This window comes from Nocardiopsis sp. LDBS0036 (genome assembly GCF_041228755.1).
Classification (GTDB): Bacteria; Actinomycetota; Actinomycetes; order Streptosporangiales; family Streptosporangiaceae; genus Nocardiopsis; species Nocardiopsis dassonvillei.
In genome coordinates, this window is the sequence record NZ_CP141103.1 from 2,810,172 (window position 1) to 2,828,178 (window position 18,007).

Below are 18,007 nucleotides of genomic sequence, written 5' to 3' on the forward strand. Positions count from 1 at the left end.
CTGTGGTGGCACGGTCGTCGAGGTCCCGGAAACGGCCGTCGAACACCGGTGTGACACCGGTTTCCGGCGGACGTCAGTCCCGGAGAGGTCTCCGGGGCCGGTGGGAGGCCGCGTCGGCACGGGTTGCGTCCTGGGGAGGGACGCCGCATTCGCCGACCGGTGCGTCGCCGCCGGGTTCGCCACGTGGAGGGGGCGTGACGAGCCCGGGCGGCGGTACCGCCGCCGGATGGGCGAACTGGGGGTACGTATGGGGGTAGGGCTGTCTTCAGGAACCGGACGACCGGGGCGCCACCTGCCGCGCCGGGACGACCCGATCGGATCCCTGACCGGGGGCCTGTGCGAGCGGCTCCGGCTGCGGTCCGCGCGGGGGGGGTCGATCCGCGGGGTCGGGCACCGCGTGGACGCCCTGTCGTTCGCCGCCAAGGTGGAGCAGGCCGCCGCGGGGCTCAGCCGCCGCGGCATGTGCTTCGGTGACGTGGTGGGAGTGCTCGCGCCGGTCTCGCCGGACCGGTTCCTGGCCACCTACACGGTGATGGCCGTGGGCGGACGCGCGCTGCCCCTGTCGACCGCGTCCGACCTGGACACCCAGTGCGCGGTGCTCACCGAGACCGACACCCGCCTGCTGCTGGTCAGCGCCGACATGGCGCAGACGGCACTGGAGCTGGCGGAGCGCTCGCGGGTGCGGCAGGTGATCGCGTTCGGACAGGCGCTGGGGACCACGCCCTTCGAGGAGCTGTTGCAGCCCAGTCCCGACGGCAACGGGTACAGCCCGGCGCGCGGTCTGTTCGACAACGGCATCCTGGGCTACGAGGACACCAGCGGGGGGCTCCTGACCACGCTGCACCCGCACAACGACCTCATGGGGCGCTTCTCGGAGCTGCGGGACCTTCTGGAGCTGACCGCCGACGACGTGGTCGCGGTGGACGAGCGCGGCGACGAGGCCACGCGGGTGACCCTGGTGGCGCTGGCGCTGTGGACCGGGGCCTGCGTGCTGACGGGGGCGGACTGCCCTCCGCCGGAGGGACGCCAGGTGACGGTGCGCTGCGCGCCCGAGCCGGAGCGGATCGGCTACCCGCCGGTCGGCGGGGCGTACTGACCCGGACGTGCTCGGGAGAGGCGGATCCGCTGGTGTGGCGGGGGCCGACGATAAGGCCGTGAATCCGGGCGTCAGCTGAGGCTGGCGGTGCGGACAGCGGCCGCAGGGGCGCCGCGCGGCGGACGGGGCGGTCCGTGGACCCTTTCCGGTCACCGCCTCAGTCGTCGACCGCCAGCCCCGCCTCCGGCCGATCCCCCTCGACCTCGGCGGCCTCCCCCGCGTGGTCGTCGATCTCGAACCAGGCCACGTGCGTGGCGTCGCTCCAGTACTCGCCGCTGCGGGTGGCGCAGCTGTCCACGATGAGCTTGCCGCGACCGAAGTCGTCGCCGTCCTCCCGCGTGTGCTCGCTCTCTCCGTCGCGCGCCCCCTGGTCGGCGATCGCGACGCGCAGGCGCCCGTCGTCGGAGCGGATGAACAGCGTCATGACGCCGCCGCTCTGCCCGGAGCGCGAGTGGAGCAGGGCGTTGGTGGCCAGTTCGCTGACGGCCAGCTCGGCGTCGTCCAGGGAGCCCTCGGAGTGGCCCATGCGGGTGAGGAACTCGCGCACGCGGGAGCGGATGGAGCGCACCGCGGTCAGGTTCCCGGCGCAGCTCCACACCGTGTGGTCGGTGACCCCGCCGGTGAGGTCGCCCGTCTCGATGGTCGGTGCGGTCGGAGCCGTGCCCTCCGGCACCTCCGCGGGCACGTATTCCCGGAGTTGCCTCGCCTCAGCCATCCGGTCACTCCAATCACCCGCGACGGACGCGCGGGTTGCGCCGCCTGCACTCACCTTAGACAAGGGTGTGCTGGCTCCAGAACAGCACACCCGTGTTCTCCCTGTCGGGGATTGGCCACAAAACCCTGTCACGTGTCATCCCCGATATGGACAAAGGAAACAGTCCCGACTCCAGCGACACTCATGTGAGGTGCAACACGTTGGCAATACGCGGCGCGACGGGGCCGTTCGGCTGACAGCACGGTTAACAGGAACGATAATCATTGCCATCTCCGGGGCGCCGCGGCCCGCCCCGTCATGGGCGGGCCGCCGCCGTGCGCCCGGCACACATCCACGTTCCGAAGGGCTCACATGAAGATCGCGTTCGCTGGCAAGGGCGGCAGCGGCAAGACCACCCTCTCCGCGCTGTTCACCCGCTACCTGGCCGCCCAGCGCGTGCCCGTGGTGGCCGTCGACGCCGACATCAACCAGAACCTGGGTGCCGCGCTGGGGGCGTCCGAGGAGGACCTGGCCGCGCTCGCGCCCCTGGGCGCGCACCTGGACGAGATCAAGGAGCTGCTGCGCGGGGACAACCCGCGCATCTCCTCGGCACGGGAGATGATCAAGACCACGCCGCCGGGCCGCGGATCGCGCCTGTTGACGGTGACCGGGGACAACCCGCTGCACGCCCGCTTCGGGGCGCCGGTCCGGGGCGCCACGCTCATGGTCACCGGCCCGTTCGCCGAGTCGGACCTGGGCGTGTCCTGCTACCACTCCAAGGTGGGCGCGGCCGAGATGTACCTCAACCACCTGGTGGACGGGCCCGGGGAGTACGTGGTCGTGGACATGACCGCGGGCGCCGACTCCTTCGCCTCGGGGATGTTCACCCGCTTCGACATGACCTTCCTGGTCGCCGAGCCCACCGTGCGCGGCGTGGGCGTGTACCGGCAGTACGCCGGGTACGCCCGCGACCACGAGGTCGCCATCCGGGTGATCGGCAACAAGGTGCAGGACGAGGCGGACGTGGAGTTCCTGCGCGAGCACGTGGGCGACGCTCTGGCGGGGTGGATGACGCACTCGGGGTTCGTGCGCTCGATGGAGAAGGGCCGCCACCCGGAGCTGGCGGACCTGGAGGAGGACAACGTCAAGACCCTGGCCCTGATGCGGGACATGGCCGACGCCGCGCCCAAGGACTGGGAGCGCTTCACCCGGCAGTCGGCCGAGTTCCACCTGCGCAACGCGCGCGCCTGGGGCGACGAGGCCAAGGGCGCGGACCTGGCCGCCCAGCTGGACCCCGATTTCCTCATGGGCCCGGCGGCGCTCACCGGCTGAACACGCGGAGCGGGTCACGGGGCCGGATCGGCCACGCGCCCGCGCACGCGCGGCGAGGTCAGGGCCAGCAGGACGCCCAGGCCCAGGAGGGAGGTCGTGAACAGGACGGCGCCCATCGGCACGGCGGTGCTCTCGTCCAGTCCCACCAGCGGCGCCACCGCCGCGCCGAGCAGCGGGGGCAGCGCGCCCAGCACGGCGCTGGCGCTGCCCGCACGCCGCTCCTGGCCGCGCATGGCCAGGGCGAAGGAGCTGGTGAGGATCATCCCCATGCACGTCATGTAGACGAAGATCGGCGCGACGAGGGTCACCAGCGGACCGTGCGCGAGCGTCGCCGCGAACAGCACCCCGGTCGCCGCCACCGCGGCGGAGACCGCGCACACCAGGAGGACCCGCTCGCCGAAGCGGGCGCTGAACCGGCCCACCGCCCAGCTCCCGGCGATGATGGCCGCGCCGTTGATCCCGAACAGCACGCCGAAGACCTGCGGCGACACCCCGTACAGGTCCTGGTAGACGAACGGCGTCCCGGCGACGTAGGCGAAGCTGCCGCCGTGCACGAGGCCGACCACCAGCGCGTAGCCGAGGAAGGCGCGGTCCCTCAGCAGCTCCCCCACCGTCCGCAGGGTGCCGCCCACCGTGCCGGGGATGCGCCGCTCCACCGGCAGGGTCTCCTCCAGCCGCAGCGCCACGACCGCGACGATCACCGCGCCCAGCAGCGCCAGGGCCAGGAAGACGGCCTCCCAGCCCGCGAAGGACGGCCACAGGATGGCGCCGCCCGCGATCGGCGCCATCAGGGGCGCGACCGCGTTGATCACCATCAGCAGGGCGAAGAACCTGGTCAGTTCGGTGCCGTCGAACACGTCGCGCACGACCGCGCGCGAGAGCACGACCCCGGCCGAGGCGGTGAACCCCTGGAGGAAGCGGGCCAGCACCAGCACGGCGATGTTCGGGGCCAGGGCGCACAGCAGCGACGCCAGGACGAACAGGACCAGGCAGGTGAGGAGCGGGCCGCGGCGCCCACGGGCGTCGCTGATCGGGCCGACCACCACCTGGCCCACGGCGAGGCCGACCAGGCAGGTGGTCAGGCTCAGCTGCACGTGGGAGGCGCCGGCCCCCAGGTCCGCGGCGATGTCGGGGAAGGCCGGCAGGTACATGTCGATGTTGAGGGGGCCCAGGACGGCGAGCAGGCCGAGGAGGAGGGCCAGGCCCAGGCGTGCGCGGCCGGTCGGGTTGTGCTGCATGGCGCTCTCTCGTGGGTGGCAGAGGGCGCGGGGCGCCACGGACCTGGGACCAGGCTAACCGGCCGCGGCCCCCCGTCGGCGGCGCGGGGGCGGATCTGACGCGGGTCCGTCAGAACCCCGTCGGCCGCCCCAGGCGCGGTGCGCTCAGAACAGCACCGACATGACCTCGCCGACCTGGCGGAAGCCCACCCTCTGGTAGGCGGCGCGGGCCGGGGTGTTGAAGTCGTTGACGTAGAGGGTGACGCGGGGCGCGATCTCGGCGAGCGCGTACTCGACCACGGCGGCCATCCCCGCCGTGGAGTGGCCCTGGCCGCGCAGGTCCGGGTGTACCCACACGCCCTGGACCTGGCAGGCGTGCCGGGTGACCGCGCCGATCTCGGCCTTGAACACCACGCGCCCGTCCTCGATGCGGGCGAAGGCCCGGCCGGTGCGCACCAGTTCGGCCACCCGGGCCCGGTAGAGCGCGCCGCCGTCGCCGGAGTCCGGCGGGACGCCGACCTCCTCGGTGAACATGGCCACGCAGGCGGGCACGAGGGTGTTGAGTTCGGACAGCTGGACCCGGCGCACCAGGGGGTCGGCGGGCACCGAGGGCGGGCCGCTGATCTCCAGGACGGGCTGGCTGGCCCGGATGACGCGGGCGGGCCCCCACGCCGGGGTGACCTGCTGCCAGAAGTCGCTGACCGCGTCGACGGGCCCGACGATCGAGGAGCAGCGGCGGCCCCTCCACCGGGCGTGGTCGGCGAAGCTGCGGATCGCGGCCGGTCCGGCGTTGACGGGGACGAGGTTGGCCCCCGAGTAGCACAGGGCGGTCAGGCGTCCCCTCTCCGTGTGCCCCCACACCTCGGCGCCGCCGGAGAGGCCGGTGGCCATCAGGCGGGAGGCGACGAAGACGTTGCCCACGGGGTCGGCGTCCAGGAGCGCGCGAACGGCCTCCCGGTCGCGTTCTCCGAGGATCCGTACCGGCGAGGTCCGCAGCATCGCATCTCCCCCATCTTCCCAGTGCCCTCCTGCGAGCGCCGGGGGACGACCAACCAAGCCTTTTCGCGCCGGTTCCAGCCTATTCGACCCGTTACTCCCGCGTCTCGGACTCCACGATCGCGCCCACGTGGTGCCCGGGTAGCGGCGCGGGGCGCTCCACCATCGTCCCAGGTGCGTTCTGGGCGGTACGCGGCTGGGGTTCGGGACGTCCCTCACAGGTGACGTCGGGCCCCTCTCCCCCGGCGCGCGCGGGCAGCTCCCCGTCCCGGAGGTAGGCGGTGACGATCTCGTCCACGCATTCGTTGCCGGTGAGGGAGACGCCGTGGGTGTGGCCGCCCTCCTCGATCACCAGGGCGGAGGCGGGCAGGCGCTCGCGCAGGGCGAAGGCGCCCTCGACCGGGGTGGCGCCGTCCTCGGTGGCGTGGACCAGGAGCACGTCGCCCTCGTAGGCGGGGTGCTCGCCGGGGCCGTCGCCGACCTGGAACCAGTCGCCGGATCCGGCGCTCCAGGACGCGCACGGAGCGTTGTACCAGGTGTTGTTCCAGCTCATGAAGGGCGCCTCGGCGTGGGACTTCTCGGCGTCGGCACTCCAGGTGGACCAGTCCCGGGGCCAGTGGGAGTCGGTGCACTGGACGGCGAGGTAGCCGCCGTAACCGCGGTCGGACCCGGCGTTCTCGCCGTAGGCCTCGTACAGGGCGAGCAGGGGTGCGCCGTCGGACTCGGTGATCCGGGCCGAGAGCGCGTCGGCGACCTGGGTCCAGTAGGCGCTGCTGTAGGCGACCACCATGGCCGTGCCCTCCAGCTCGGTGGGGCCGACGGTGCCCTCGGCGGGTTCGTCCGCCAGTTCCGAGCGCAGCGCGTAGTAGGCCCCGGCGACCTGTTCCCCGGTCGTGCCGAGCCCGTAGACGTCGTGGTGGCGGGCGGTCCAGGCGAAGAATGCGTTCGCCGCGCGGTCCAGCGCGCGGTTCTGGGCGAGGTTGCTCTCGTACCAGGGCTTGTCGGGGTCGACCACGCTGTCCAGGACCAGGGAGCGGACGCGGTCGGGGTAGAGCGCGGAGTAGACGGTGCCCAGGTAGCTGCCGTAGGAGTAGCCGAGGTAGTCGATCCGCTCGCGGCCCAGGGCGGCCCGGATGGCGTCCATGTCGTGGGCGGTGTCCACGGTGCGGGTGTGGTCGAGCAGGGGACCGGTGTTGTCCGCGCAGGCCTCGGCGTAGGCCCGGGCGTCGGCGCGCAGCGCCTCCTCGGCGGCGGCGTCGGCGGGCACGGCGTCGGGGCGCACGGGGGTGAAGTGGCCGGGGTCACAGGCGATGGACGGGGTGGAGGCGCCCACGCCGCGCGGGTCGAAGGAGACGACGTCGTGGGTCTCGCGCAGTTCCGCGGGCATGCGCCAGTAGGTGTAGGAGGCCCACTGGCGTCCGGCGCTGCCGGGCCCCCCGGGGTTGACCAGCAGGGTGTGGCGGGCCTCGCCGCTGGCGGGGACCCGCGAGAGCGCGAGTTCGACGGTGTCGTCCCGGCCGACGAGCCGCTCGCCGTCGGCGGTGCGGGCGAGGGGGACGGTGAGGGTGGCGCACTCCAGGTTCTCGTCCGCGACGGGCTGGATGTCCTCGCAGGGCGCCCAGTCGAGGCCGCCCTGGTCGATGCGGGTGGTCTGGCCGGCCTGGGCGGGGACCGCCGCGACCAGGGAGGCCAGGACCGCCACGGCCGAGACGCCGGCCCGGGTTCGTGCTCGCACTCGTCCACTCCCTCACAGAGATGGTTACTCTATGAATTTTTATCACTTCGGAGAGTGACCAACGGATGCGACACGAAGCCCGGGGCGACACACCCCGGTAGCATGTGCCCTGCCTCAATCAGACGTGGACAGACGGGGACGAAGCGCAATGCGGCTGGATCGTGTCGATGAGCGGATCATCGCGATACTCGGCGCGGACGCGCGGATGAGCTTCGCCGAGATCGGCCAGCGGGTCGGGCTGAGCCCCTCCGCGGTCAAGCGCCGCGTGGACCGGCTGGTGGAGTCCGGCGCGGTGCGCGGGTTCACCGTGGTGGTGGAGCCCCAGGCCGTGGGGTGGACCACCGAGGCCTTCATCGAGCTGTACTGCCGGGCCCGCACGTCGCCGGGCGAGATCCGGACGGGGCTCGCGGGCTACGCCGAGATCACCTCCGCGTGCACGGTCACCGGTGAGGCGGACGCCATCGTGCAGGTCCGCGCCCGTGACACCCACCACCTGGAGGAGGTCATCGAGCGGCTGGGCGCCGAGCCGTTCGTGGTGCGGACCAAGAGCACGCTCGTGCTCTCGCGCCTGGTGGACCAGCCCATCCTCGCCGGGACGGCCGACCTGCCCTGAGGCGCCTCCCCACGGCGGGACCGCGGGAAGGCGCCCGAACAGGAGAGGACTGCGCGGAGCGTCCGTTGAGGGTGGTGGCGCGCCTCCGCGCGGAGCACCCCCCGGCGGGCGGCGGTGGGCGACGGGCGGGCGGGGCTCCGAAGAGGTACAGCCTCAGTCCTCGGGGAGGGCGACCGGCGCGAGCTCGTCGAACAGGTCGCCGGGGCCCGGGTTGGACGGGTCGGTCCCGCCGCCGAGGTGGTGGACCACGCCCCACACGGCGTTGAGCGCGGTCTGCACGGCGCCCTCGGCCCAGCCCGCCGTCCAGGACACGTCGTCCCCGGCCAGGAACAGGCCCCGGTGGCGCTCCTCCAGGCCGTCCTGGCGGAAGTGCGTGAACAGACGGCGCTGGTAGCGGTAGTGGCCCGGGAGGTTGGCCTTGAACGCGCCCATGAAGTAGGGCTCGTCCTCCCACGACACCGTCACCGGGTCGCCGGTGATGTGCGAGCGGATGTCCACGCCCGGGTAGATCTTGGACAGCGACGAGAGCATGACCTCCAGACGCTCGTTGGCCGACAGCGGCAGCCACTTGAGCGAGTCGTCGCACCAGGTGTAGGACATGCAGATCGCCGCCGGGCCGTCCGGGTCGGACCCCTCCAGCAGGTAGGTGCCCCGGGTCATGCGGTCGGTGAGCGTCATGCTCATGACGTCGCGTCCGGTCTCGGGGTCCCTGTCCCGCCAGAACGCGCGGTCCACCGGCACGAACAGCTTCGAGGACTCCATGTAGTGGGTGCGCTCGATCGCCGTCCAGTGGTCGATGGGCAGCAGGTCCTCGTCGCAGTCGATCTTGGACAGCATCATCCAGCTCTGCGCGGTGAACACGGCCGCCGCGTAAGTGCGGGTGGAGCCCGAGGCGTCGGTGACCGTGATGTTGCCCGCCGGGGAGCCCTTGGCCGCGGTGCGGCGCAGGGCGGTGACGGCCGGACGCGGGCCGCCCCCGTGCAGCGAGGCCAGGGTGGTGCCCTGCGCCCAGTGCACGAGCTTGTCCGGGGCGTCCTCCCACAGGCGCAGCGGCAGCTGCTCCACACCGCCCACGATGCCCATGTGGTCGTCGTCGGCGCCGGTGTAGGTGACGCGCAGGATCTCCAGGATGGAGTTGGGGAAGTCGGTGTCCCAGCCGCCGGTCCCGAAGCCCACCTGGCCGAAGATCTCGCGGTGGCGGAAGGAGGCGAAGGCCGGGGAGTCGCACAGGAAGCCGTAGAAGGTCTGGTTGTCGAGCCGGGCGACCAGCTCGTTCCAGATCTCCTTCTGGGTGGCCACGTCGCGCTCGCGGATGGCCTCCTGCATGCGGGTGTGCTGGACGCTGTCCAGGGTCGCGTCCCAGGCGCGGGCCACCTCGCGGTAGACCTCGGGCAGGTCGTCGAGGGAGGTGGCGTAGTGGGACCGCCCCTTGAGGTCGACCACGGTGCTGGGGGTCGCCGGGGAGAGCGGGTTGGGGAACGGCGTCGTCTCCAGGCCCACGCGGTCCACGTAGTGCCAGAAGGCGGTGGAGGAGGGCGGGAAGCGCATGGCGCCCATCTCGGCGACCACGTCGTCGGGGCAGCCCGCGAGCTTCTCGGTGCGCAGCCGCCCGCCGATGCGGTCGGCCTCGTACACGACCGGTTTGAGCCCCATCTTCATCAGCTCGTAGGCGGTGACGATCCCCGACAGCCCGCCGCCGATGACGGCGACCTCGGTGCCGTGGCGCTCCGCCGGGACCTGCCCGAGTCCGGCGGGGTGGTCCAGGTAGGCGTCGTAGGCGAACGGGAAGTCCGGCCCGCACATGTTCAGCGGCGTGTTGTCCTGCGCGGGTGCGGCACCGGCGGCCGTGGGCACGGCAGACGTCATTCTCCAACCCCTCCTTCGTGGGTGCGGTCCGGCGGGGAAGCCGGTGGGTGTCCGTGCGCGGATGGCACGGGAGGTGACGGGTGGGTCAACGGTTCGGGTGGGTTCGGGGGCGCGGGCGGGTCCGCCCCCGCACGGGCGTGCGGGGCGGGCGGCGCGGCGCCACCCGCCCCGGGCGCGGGTCACACGGTGAGTGTCCGGTACAGGGCCGGACGGCGGTCGTCCAGGTAGGACTGCTCGCGGCGGGCGCGGGCGAGGGCGTCCGGGTCGACGTCGCCGACCAGGAACTCCTCGCCGGGACCGGCCCGCAGCGTCTCGGAGCCGTCGGGTGCGACCAGGGTGCTCAGCCCCGCGTAGCGCAGGTCGCCCTCGGCGTCGCAGCGGTTCACGTACGCCAGGTGGATCTGGTTCTCCAGGGCGCGCACCGGCACGATCCGCTCGGCCACCTCGGTGAAGGGCAGCATGAGCGCGGTGGGGACGAGGAGGAGTTCGGTGCCGGCGAGGGCGTGGGCGCGCACGGCCTCGGGGAACTCGACGTCGTAGCAGACCAGCAGGCCGACGCGGATCCCGTCGAGGTCGGCCTGGACCACCGGCTCCGCGCCCGGGGAGAACGCCCCGCGGTCCAGGTCGCCGAACAGGTGGGTCTTGCGGTAGGTCCGGCGGTCGCCGTTGGAGTCCACGAGCTGGACGGCGTTGTACACGGCGCCGTCGGCGCGCTCGGGGAAACCGTGGACGATGGCGACGCCGGTGTCGGCGGCGATGGCGGTGACCGCCTCGCTGAGGGGGCCGTCGTGGGGTTCGGCCAGCCGGGCCAGGAGGCCGGGGTCCAGGTTGTAGCCGGTCAGGGACATCTCGGGCCCCACCAGCAGGCGGGCTCCGGCGTCGGCGGCGGCTCTGGCACGCTCGGCGAGCCGGTCGAGGGCGGCGGCGGGGTCCGCGCCTGGTCCGGTGCCCTGGTCAAGGGCCACGCGCAGGGGTCCGCGTGTCACTGCCTCCCACCTCGCTTTTCTCCGTCGTCTCGGGGCCGCGTCCACTCTAGGTGGACGAACGCGCCGAAACAGTGCGCCCATACGGAGGATTCCCGCGTCTTTCCCGCGAGGTGCCGCTTTTTCTTGCGCCCGGGGACGGATTGGCGCGGCATGTGGTGCGCCGCACTCCCCCCGGGAACACGCGAGGGGGCCGGGGGATCCCTCGGCCCCCTCACACGCGGTTCCCGACCGGTCCGGCTAGGAGCGGACCTCGCTGACCTCGGGGTCGGTCTCCAGCGCGGAGCGGCGCATGCTGTAGGCGAAGTAGATCGCCACGCCGACGGCGAGCCAGACCAGGAAGGCCACCCACACGCTCATCGACATGCTGAACATGAGGTAGGCGCAGGCCAGCACGCCCAGGACCGGCGTGACCGGCGCCCCCGGCACGCGGAAGGCGCGCGGCAGGTCGGGCCTGCTGCGCCGCAGCACCAGGACGGCCACGTTGACCAGGGCGAAGGCGAAGAGGGTGCCGATGGCGGTGGCGTCGGCGAGCGGCCCGAGCGGGACCAGGGCGGCGAGCACCGCGATGAGCACGGAGGTGATGAGGGTGTTCGCGCGCGGGGTGCCCTTGGCGTCGAGGGTGGAGAAGGCCTTGGGGATGAGGCCGTCGCGCGACATGGCGTAGAGGATGCGGGTCTGGCTGTAGAGCACGACCAGGACCACGCTGGCCAGGGCCAGGACCGCACCGGCGGCGAAGATGACCGCCCACACGGGGGTGCCGGTGACCGCGGTCAGGATGCCCGCCAGGGAGGTCTCGCCGTCGACGAAGCCGGTCCAGTCGAGCGCGCCGACCGCCGCGAAGGCGACCAGGCAGTACAGCGCGGTGACCAGGATCATCGCGAACATGATCGCCCGGGGCAGGTCGCGCTGCGGGTTCTTGGCCTCCTCGCTCGCGGTGGAGACCGAGTCGAAGCCGATGTAGGAGAAGAACAGGGTGGCGCCCGCGGCGCTGACACCGGCCATGCCCATCGGCATGAACGGGGCGAAGTTGCCGTCCTGGACGGCGGTGATCGCGATGGCCACGAACATCACCAGGATGGCGACCTTGACGGCGACCATGACGGCGTTGACGCGGCTGCTCTCGCGGACCCCGGCGAGCAGGGCGAACATGGACAGCAGGACCACGACGGCGGCGGGCAGGTTGATCACGCCGCCCTCCAGGGGACCGGAGAGCACCGCGCCCGGCAGGGACAGGCCGGTGGTGAGCTGGAGGAGCTCGTTGATGTACTCGCCCCAGCCGACACCGACCGCGGCGACCGACACCCCGTAGGTGAGCATGAGGCACCAGCCGCACACCCAGGCCATGAACTCGCCGATGGTGGCGTAGCTGTAGGAGTAGGCGGAGCCGGAGGCGGGGATCATCCCGGCCATCTCGGCGTAGGCGAGCGCGGAGAACAGCGCGGTGATCCCGGCGAGCACGAACGAGACGATGACGGCCGGTCCGGCGACGGGGACGGCCTCGCCCAGCACGACGAAGATGCCGGTGCCCAGGGTGGCGCCGATCCCGATCATGGACAGCTGCCAGAAGCCCATGTGCCGCTGGAGGCCGCTGCCCTCGGAGTCCCGGGTCTCGGCGACGAGCCTCTCGATCGGCTTGCGCCTGGTGAGGCGCTGCCTCAGCGCGGGCGCACCGCCCGGGCCTGCGGCCCCGCGGGTGCCCGCCGGGCTCTTCTGGTTCACCACGTGTTTACTCCTCGTTCATGTACGTGGGCACACCGCTCCCCCGGGGGAGGTACGGCGGGGGGGTGGGGGGTCCGGCCGCCGCGCGTCCGGGCGGCCCGAAGCCCTCAGCAACGGTAGCCGCGTTATCTACGTAACATGACCCACATTCGTTGCGTCTGTCCGGTTGAAGCGGTGGGTTCGTGCGTGGCCGCGCAAGGAAACGCAGGACCCTGTGATTGATGCCATACAAAATCACCCTGGGTGACCGCCGCCACTTCGGACAGCGAACAGGCTGGTCAGGGGCGCGCGGCGGAGCCACGGGCATGACGGAGGGCCGGAACCGTCCGTGCGCGGACGCGTCCCGGCCCTCCCGGCCGTCTCGCGGTTCGGCGCTCGGGAACGTGCGCGGCCGCGGCGGGCGCACCGGCCGCGCGACCGGTCGGGCTACTCCGCCGTCGCGGGCACGACCACGGCGTCCGGCCCCGGGTAGATCAGGGTCTCGCGGCCGTCGGGGAAGCGCACCACGTAGGGCGGTCCCCCGTCGGAGCCGCGGACCTCGATGACCTCTCCCGCCCAGTCCTCCGTACTCGTCCCTCTGTCCCTGACATGGATCCGGTCCCCCACACTCGCATGCACCGGCAGGCCCTCCCGTTTCTCGCGCGCTCGTCCTCACGTCACCGCCGACCGGCGGAACGGGATGTTCCTTTCCCGCCCCCACCTGCGCAAACAACGTCCCTTTACCGCGGGAAGCGGGACAGGGAGGGCACGGGGTGACGTTCCCGACGGCCCCCGGTCAGGAAGCTCCGCCGTCCGGGGTCCGGGGCTCCCGGAGCCGGGCCGTCTCCGACAGGGCGGCCTCCAGCGCGCGCCAGTCGGCCCTGTTCGCCATCCACCGCCGCACCGGGACGGGGGTACGGGTCCCGTCCGCGGCCACGTGCGCGAGTCGGCCCTGCTCGACCGCGAAGCGCTCACCCCGTTCGGCTTTGACTCCCCTGGCGAGCGGGCCGAACCTCGCGGGACCGGAGACGGACGACCATCCGGCCCCGATCTCGGGATCGAACCAGAAGTAGGTCCTGGTCAGCTGCACGGCCCCCGCGAAGGTGATGACCACGCCGATGGGCAGGCCCATGGTGAAATCCCCCAACCCCAGCAGCCACACACCGAGGACGAGGTTGAGCAGGCCGAGTGCGAGGAGGAGGACTCCGACGACCGGGGTGAGACGCACCTTGATCCGTGAGGGGGACACGAGGGCTCCTGAGGGGGTCGTTCCGGCTGCTGACGGTCCCATCATGGCCGCCGGGCGCGCGGAGCACAACGGAGAGCGACGGCTCCGTGGCTCTGCCGCGGAGTGCGCACCGCACACGCGAACGGCCGCGCCGATCCCGGAAGGGCCGGCGCGGCCGTCGGAGGCGGCGGGAGGGGCTCAGCCTGCCACGGAGACCGTGGGCGCGCCCGACTCGGCGCCGGACTCGCCCATCTCCTCGGCGATGCGCATGGCCTCCTCGATGAGGGTCTCCACGATCTTGGACTCGGGCACGGTCTTGATGACCTCGCCCTTGACGAAGATCTGGCCCTTGCCGTTGCCGGAGGCCACGCCCAGGTCGGCGTCGCGGGCCTCGCCGGGGCCGTTGACGACGCAACCCATGACGGCCACGCGCAGCGGCACCTCCATGCCCTCCAGACCCGCGGTGACCTCCTCGGCGAGCGTGTACACGTCCACCTGGGCCCGGCCGCAGCTGGGGCAGGAGACGATCTCCAGGCCGCGCTCGCGCAGCCCGAGCGACTCCAGGATCTGGTTGCCGACCTTGACCTCCTCCGCGGGGGGCGCGGACAGGGACACGCGGATGGTGTCGCCGATGCCCTCCGAGAGCAGAGCGCCGAAGGCCACGGCGGACTTGATGGTGCCCTGGAAGGCGGGACCGGCCTCGGTCACGCCCAGGTGCAGCGGGTAGTCGCAGGCCGCGGCGAGCTGGCGGTAGGCGTTGACCATGACCACGGGGTCGTTGTGCTTGACCGAGATCTTGATGTCGCGGAAGCCGTGCTCCTCGAACAGCGAGCACTCCCACAGAGCCGACTCGACCAGGGCCTCAGGCGTGGCCTTGCCGTACTTCTGGAGCAGGCGCTTGTCCAGCGAACCGGCGTTGACGCCGATGCGGATCGGCGTCCCGGCCTCACCGGCCGCCTTGGCGATCTCGGCGACCTTGTCGTCGAACTTCTTGATGTTGCCCGGGTTGACGCGCACGGCGGCGCATCCGGCGTCGATCGCCTGGAACACGTACTTGGGCTGGAAGTGGATGTCGGCGATCACCGGGATCTGCGACTTCCTGGCGATGATCGGCAGGGCGTCGGCGTCGTCGTTGGTGGGCACGGCCACGCGGACGATCTGGCAGCCCGCGGCGGTCAGCTCCGCGATCTGCTGGAGGGTCGCGTTGATGTCGGAGGTACGGGTGGTCGTCATCGACTGCACGGACACCGGGGCGTCCCCGCCGACGGGGACGTTTCCGACCATGATCTGCCGCGTCTTGCGGCGGGTCGCCAGCGGGCGCGGCGGTGCGGCGGGAATACCGAGATCGACGGTCACGCTTGATTCACCTCGTCTGCCGCCGGGGAGGGGGCGGCACTTGATTCGTCCGTTTCGGGAATGGGTGTCCGGCGCAGCGCGCGGGTCCGCGTCCGGGGAACACCGTGTCCGGCGGCCTTGGCTACGCCGTCGTTCCCGGATCGCGCCCCCAGGTTACCCGTACCCGGGGGCGTGCCCGGCACGGAAGGCGGAGCAGGCGGACCAGGGTGAACGCCCGGCGCCGCGGGGGTGTCCGCCGACCGTCGCGCGGTCACCGCGGCGGTGGACGGGGAAGGCCCCGGCGGCCGGAGGGCCGCCGGGGCGGGGGTCAGCCGAAGAGTCTGACCGGGTTGAACAGGTCGGCCACGAGCAGGACCACGCTGAACACCAGGAAGCAGGCCACGACCACGTAGGCCACCGGTGTCAGCATCGCCACGTCCACCGGGGCGGGTTCGGGTCTGCGGAACAGCTTGGCCCAGCCGCGCTTGATCCACTCCCAGATGGCGCCGGCCATGTGCCCGCCGTCCAGCGGCAGGATGGGCACCAGGTTGAAGGCGAACAGGAAGAGGTTCACCCCGGCCAGGATCTGGATCATGATCGCGGCGGTGTCGGCCACGGGGAGCCCCTGGGCCATGATCTCTCCGCCGATGCGGGAGATGCCGACGATGCCCACCGGGGAGTCCTGGGTGCGCTGCTCGCCCAGGAAGGCCGCGGCGAACACGTCGGGCACCTTGCTGGGCAGGGCGATGAGGGCCTCGCCGACGCCGATCATCATGTTGCCCATCTCGGCGGCGGACTCGGCGAGGGTGAGCGGGGCGCGCTCGGTGGCGAAGACGATGCCGAGGAAGCCCACGACCTCGGTCTCGTAGACGCGGTAGCCCTGCTCGTCGTAGACCGGTTCGCCGTCGGCGTCGGTCTCGTAGACGAACTCGCCCTCGGCGTCGCGGGCCGGGAGCTCGTTCTCGACGATGTCGACGTTCAGCGGCAGCCGCTCGCCGTCGCGCTCGACCACGATCTCCGTGTCACCCATGGCCTCGCGGATCTGCCGGTTGGCGGTGCTCCAGTCCGGGGTGGACTCGCCGCCGACGGAGACGATGACGTCGCCGGGCAGCATCCCGGCCTCGGCCGCGGGCGTGGGCGGGGCGTCCTCGCAGTCGGTGACGGAGCTGCCCGCGGGGACCACGCACTCGCTGACCGTGGCGATCTGGGTGGTGCTCTGCGGCACCCCGATGCCCATGAACAGCACGGCGAGCAGGATCGCGGCCAGAATGACGTTCATGCCCGGACCGGCGAACATCACGATGAGGCGCTTCCAGGGCGCCCGCTGGTAGAACTGCCGGTCCTGGTCCTCGGGGGACAGCTCGACGTAGGACGCCTCACGGGCGTCCTCGGCCATGGCCCGCCACCGCGAGAGCTTGCGGGAGCTGCCGTCGGCGCTCTGACGCGAGGGCGGGAGCATGCCGACCATGCGCACGAACCCGCCCAGCGGGACCGCCTTGATGCCGTACTCGGTCTCACCCCTGCGGACGGACCACAGGGTCTTGCCGAAGCCCACCATGAACTCGGTGCACTTGATCCCGAACATCTTGGCCGTGGACATGTGTCCCAGCTCGTGCCAGGCGATCGAGAACAGCAGGCCGAAGACGAACAGGACGATCCCGACCACGGTCATCAGGGCGACCATGCATCTCTCCTCAGGGCGGTGTCAGGCCTGGCGCGCGAGCAGCTCGCGCGCACGCGTGCGGGCCCAGGTGTCAGCGGCGTACACGTCGTCCAGGCTCAGGTGTCCTCTGTGGGAGGACGCTCCCCCGGCACGTTCTGTTCGCTGGTGCTCCGAGACTACCCGGGAGACGGTGTCCATGATGGCCGGGAACGCGAGGTTTCCCCGGAGGAAGGCGTCGACCGCCTCCTCGTTGGCCGCGTTGTAGACCGCGGGCGCGGTCCCGCCCGCGCTACCGACCTCGCACGCCAGGCGGACGGCGGGGAAGGCCTCGTGGTCCAGGGGCTCGAAGGTCCAGGTGTGGGCGCGGGTCCAGTCCATGCCGGGCGCGGCGTCGGGTACGCGGTCGGGCGCGCCGAGCCCGTAGGCGATGGGGATCATCATGCTGGGCGGGCTGGCCTTGGCGATCGTGGAGCCGTCCACGTACTCGACCATGGAGTGCACGACCGACTGCGGGTGGACGACCACGTCGATCCGGTCGAAGGGCACGTCGAAGAGCAGGTTGGCCTCGATGACCTCCAGCCCCTTGTTGACCAGGGTGGCGGAGTTGACGGTGATGACCGGGCCCATGCTCCACGTGGGGTGGTTGAGGGCGTCTGCGGGGGTGACCGAGGCCAGTTCGTCGCGGCCCCGGCCGCGGAAGGGGCCCCCGCTGGCGGTGACGACCAGGCGGCGCACCTCGTCGCGGCGGGCGTGGACGTGGCCCTGCGCCGGGCTGGCGAGTTCGCCCTCGGGCAGGTGGGGGAAGCACTGGGCGATGGCGAAGTGCTCGGAGTCGACCGGGACGATCTGGCCGGGCCTGGCGAGTCCGCGTACGAGCGGTCCGCCGATGATGAGGGACTCCTTGTTGGCCAGCGCGAGGGTGCGCCCGGCGCGCAGCGCGGCGAGGGTGGACTCCAGGCCCAAAGCGCCGGTGATGCCGTTGAGGACGACGTCGCACTCGCTCCCGGCCAGCTCGGCGACCCCCTCGGGCCCGGCCAGGACGGTGGCGCGGCTGCCGTGTCCGGCGAGGGCGCGCGCGAGTTCGCCCGCGCGGTCGGGGTCGGCGACGGCGACCAGCGGGACGTCGAGCTCGGCCGCCTGCTTGGCGAGCAGGTCCACGCGCCCGCCGCCCGCGGCCAGGCCCACCACGCGGAAGCGTCGGGGGTTGCGCTGGACGATGTCGACGGCCTGGGTCCCGATCGAGCCGGTGGAACCGAGGATCACTGCTGTTCGCTGTTCTTCTCGCACGCTCCCCATTGTTCCGCAATCCGCGGGGCGGGGTGCGGGGCCCGTGGCGCCGGTCACGGGAACCAGGGGGATCGCGCGTCACCGGGTCTTTACAACCGGTGCCCGGTGACCTAACTTAACCGGTGAGTAAGTTACCCCCCAGTTAGAACGGTCCGTCAGACAGCGCGTCCAGGCGACGCGAGCACAGCCCGGTGGGACCACCGGGCAGGACGACCCCCGTGAGGCGCTCCCCCCGGACGCCTCCGCCGGGCCCCCGGGTCC

At 72.3% G+C, this 18,007-nt stretch carries 15 protein-coding genes; 3 read left to right on the forward strand and 12 right to left on the reverse strand.

Annotated elements, in window-relative coordinates; translation table 11 throughout:
• Nucleotides 1–100 precede the first annotated feature (100 nt).
• Entirely contained in the window at nt 101–1,096 is a 996-nt protein-coding gene (locus UIS43_RS11735; RefSeq protein ID WP_013154618.1) for an AMP-binding protein, read from the forward strand.
• Nucleotides 1,097–1,253: 157 nt separating this feature from the next.
• Here UIS43_RS11735 and UIS43_RS11740 read toward each other — a convergent pair whose 3' ends face one another.
• Nucleotides 1,254–1,811 (reverse strand): ATP-binding protein, encoded by a 558-nt coding sequence (locus tag UIS43_RS11740; protein ID WP_013154619.1) that lies wholly within the window; start codon nt 1,809–1,811, stop codon nt 1,254–1,256.
• 351 nt (nt 1,812–2,162) lie between these two features.
• On the opposite strand from UIS43_RS11740, the gene UIS43_RS11745 reads away from it, so the two are divergent.
• Nucleotides 2,163–3,122: an ATP-binding protein gene (locus UIS43_RS11745; RefSeq protein ID WP_013154620.1), complete on the forward strand. Its 960-nt coding sequence runs from the start codon at nt 2,163–2,165 to the stop codon at nt 3,120–3,122.
• Between the two features lie 14 nt (nt 3,123–3,136).
• On the opposite strand, the gene UIS43_RS11750 is transcribed toward UIS43_RS11745, so the two are convergent.
• From UIS43_RS11750 to UIS43_RS11760, 3 genes are all read right to left on the reverse strand, one after another.
• Nucleotides 3,137–4,360, reverse strand: coding sequence for a multidrug effflux MFS transporter (locus UIS43_RS11750; protein WP_013154621.1), 1,224 nt, complete (start codon nt 4,358–4,360; stop codon nt 3,137–3,139).
• Between the two features lie 144 nt (nt 4,361–4,504).
• The gene (locus UIS43_RS11755) at nt 4,505–5,338 is read right to left on the reverse strand and encodes a GNAT family N-acetyltransferase (RefSeq protein ID WP_013154622.1); all 834 of its coding nucleotides are present in this window, start codon (nt 5,336–5,338) and stop codon (nt 4,505–4,507) included.
• 91 nt (nt 5,339–5,429) lie between these two features.
• Nucleotides 5,430–7,070: an alpha/beta hydrolase gene (locus UIS43_RS11760; protein WP_198662449.1), complete on the reverse strand. Its 1,641-nt coding sequence runs from the start codon at nt 7,068–7,070 to the stop codon at nt 5,430–5,432.
• A 148-nt stretch (nt 7,071–7,218) separates the two neighbouring features.
• On the opposite strand from UIS43_RS11760, the gene UIS43_RS11765 reads away from it, so the two are divergent.
• A complete protein-coding gene (locus tag UIS43_RS11765; RefSeq protein ID WP_013154624.1) occupies nt 7,219–7,683 on the forward strand; it encodes an Lrp/AsnC family transcriptional regulator in 465 nt (154 codons plus the stop codon).
• Nucleotides 7,684–7,836: 153 nt separating this feature from the next.
• Here UIS43_RS11765 and UIS43_RS11770 read toward each other — a convergent pair whose 3' ends face one another.
• The 8 genes from UIS43_RS11770 to dxr form a co-directional block, all read right to left on the reverse strand.
• The gene (locus tag UIS43_RS11770) at nt 7,837–9,549 is read right to left on the reverse strand and encodes an NAD(P)/FAD-dependent oxidoreductase (RefSeq protein WP_013154625.1); all 1,713 of its coding nucleotides are present in this window, start codon (nt 9,547–9,549) and stop codon (nt 7,837–7,839) included.
• A 179-nt stretch (nt 9,550–9,728) separates the two neighbouring features.
• Complete coding sequence (locus UIS43_RS11775) at nt 9,729–10,535, reverse strand: carbon-nitrogen hydrolase family protein (protein WP_013154626.1); 807 nt, start codon at nt 10,533–10,535, stop codon at nt 9,729–9,731.
• 237 nt (nt 10,536–10,772) lie between these two features.
• Nucleotides 10,773–12,257, reverse strand: a complete 1,485-nt coding sequence (locus tag UIS43_RS11780) for an amino acid permease (RefSeq protein WP_370013163.1) — start codon at nt 12,255–12,257, stop codon at nt 10,773–10,775.
• Between the two features lie 423 nt (nt 12,258–12,680).
• Nucleotides 12,681–12,872 carry a DUF1918 domain-containing protein gene (locus UIS43_RS11785; RefSeq protein WP_013154628.1) on the reverse strand — a complete coding sequence of 64 codons (192 nt, stop codon included), beginning with the start codon at nt 12,870–12,872 and terminating at the stop codon, nt 12,681–12,683.
• 157 nt (nt 12,873–13,029) lie between these two features.
• Nucleotides 13,030–13,482 carry a hypothetical protein gene (locus UIS43_RS11790; protein WP_071622636.1) on the reverse strand — a complete coding sequence of 151 codons (453 nt, stop codon included), beginning with the start codon at nt 13,480–13,482 and terminating at the stop codon, nt 13,030–13,032.
• A gap of 177 nt (nt 13,483–13,659) precedes the next feature.
• A complete protein-coding gene (ispG, locus tag UIS43_RS11795; protein ID WP_013154630.1) occupies nt 13,660–14,817 on the reverse strand; it encodes a flavodoxin-dependent (E)-4-hydroxy-3-methylbut-2-enyl-diphosphate synthase in 1,158 nt (385 codons plus the stop codon).
• Between the two features lie 307 nt (nt 14,818–15,124).
• Nucleotides 15,125–16,480, reverse strand: a complete 1,356-nt coding sequence (locus UIS43_RS11800) for an RIP metalloprotease (protein ID WP_013154631.1) — start codon at nt 16,478–16,480, stop codon at nt 15,125–15,127.
• Nucleotides 16,481–16,501: 21 nt separating this feature from the next.
• Complete coding sequence (gene dxr / locus UIS43_RS11805; protein WP_041552846.1) at nt 16,502–17,722, reverse strand: 1-deoxy-D-xylulose-5-phosphate reductoisomerase; 1,221 nt, start codon at nt 17,720–17,722, stop codon at nt 16,502–16,504.
• Nucleotides 17,723–18,007: the final 285 nt, after the last annotated feature.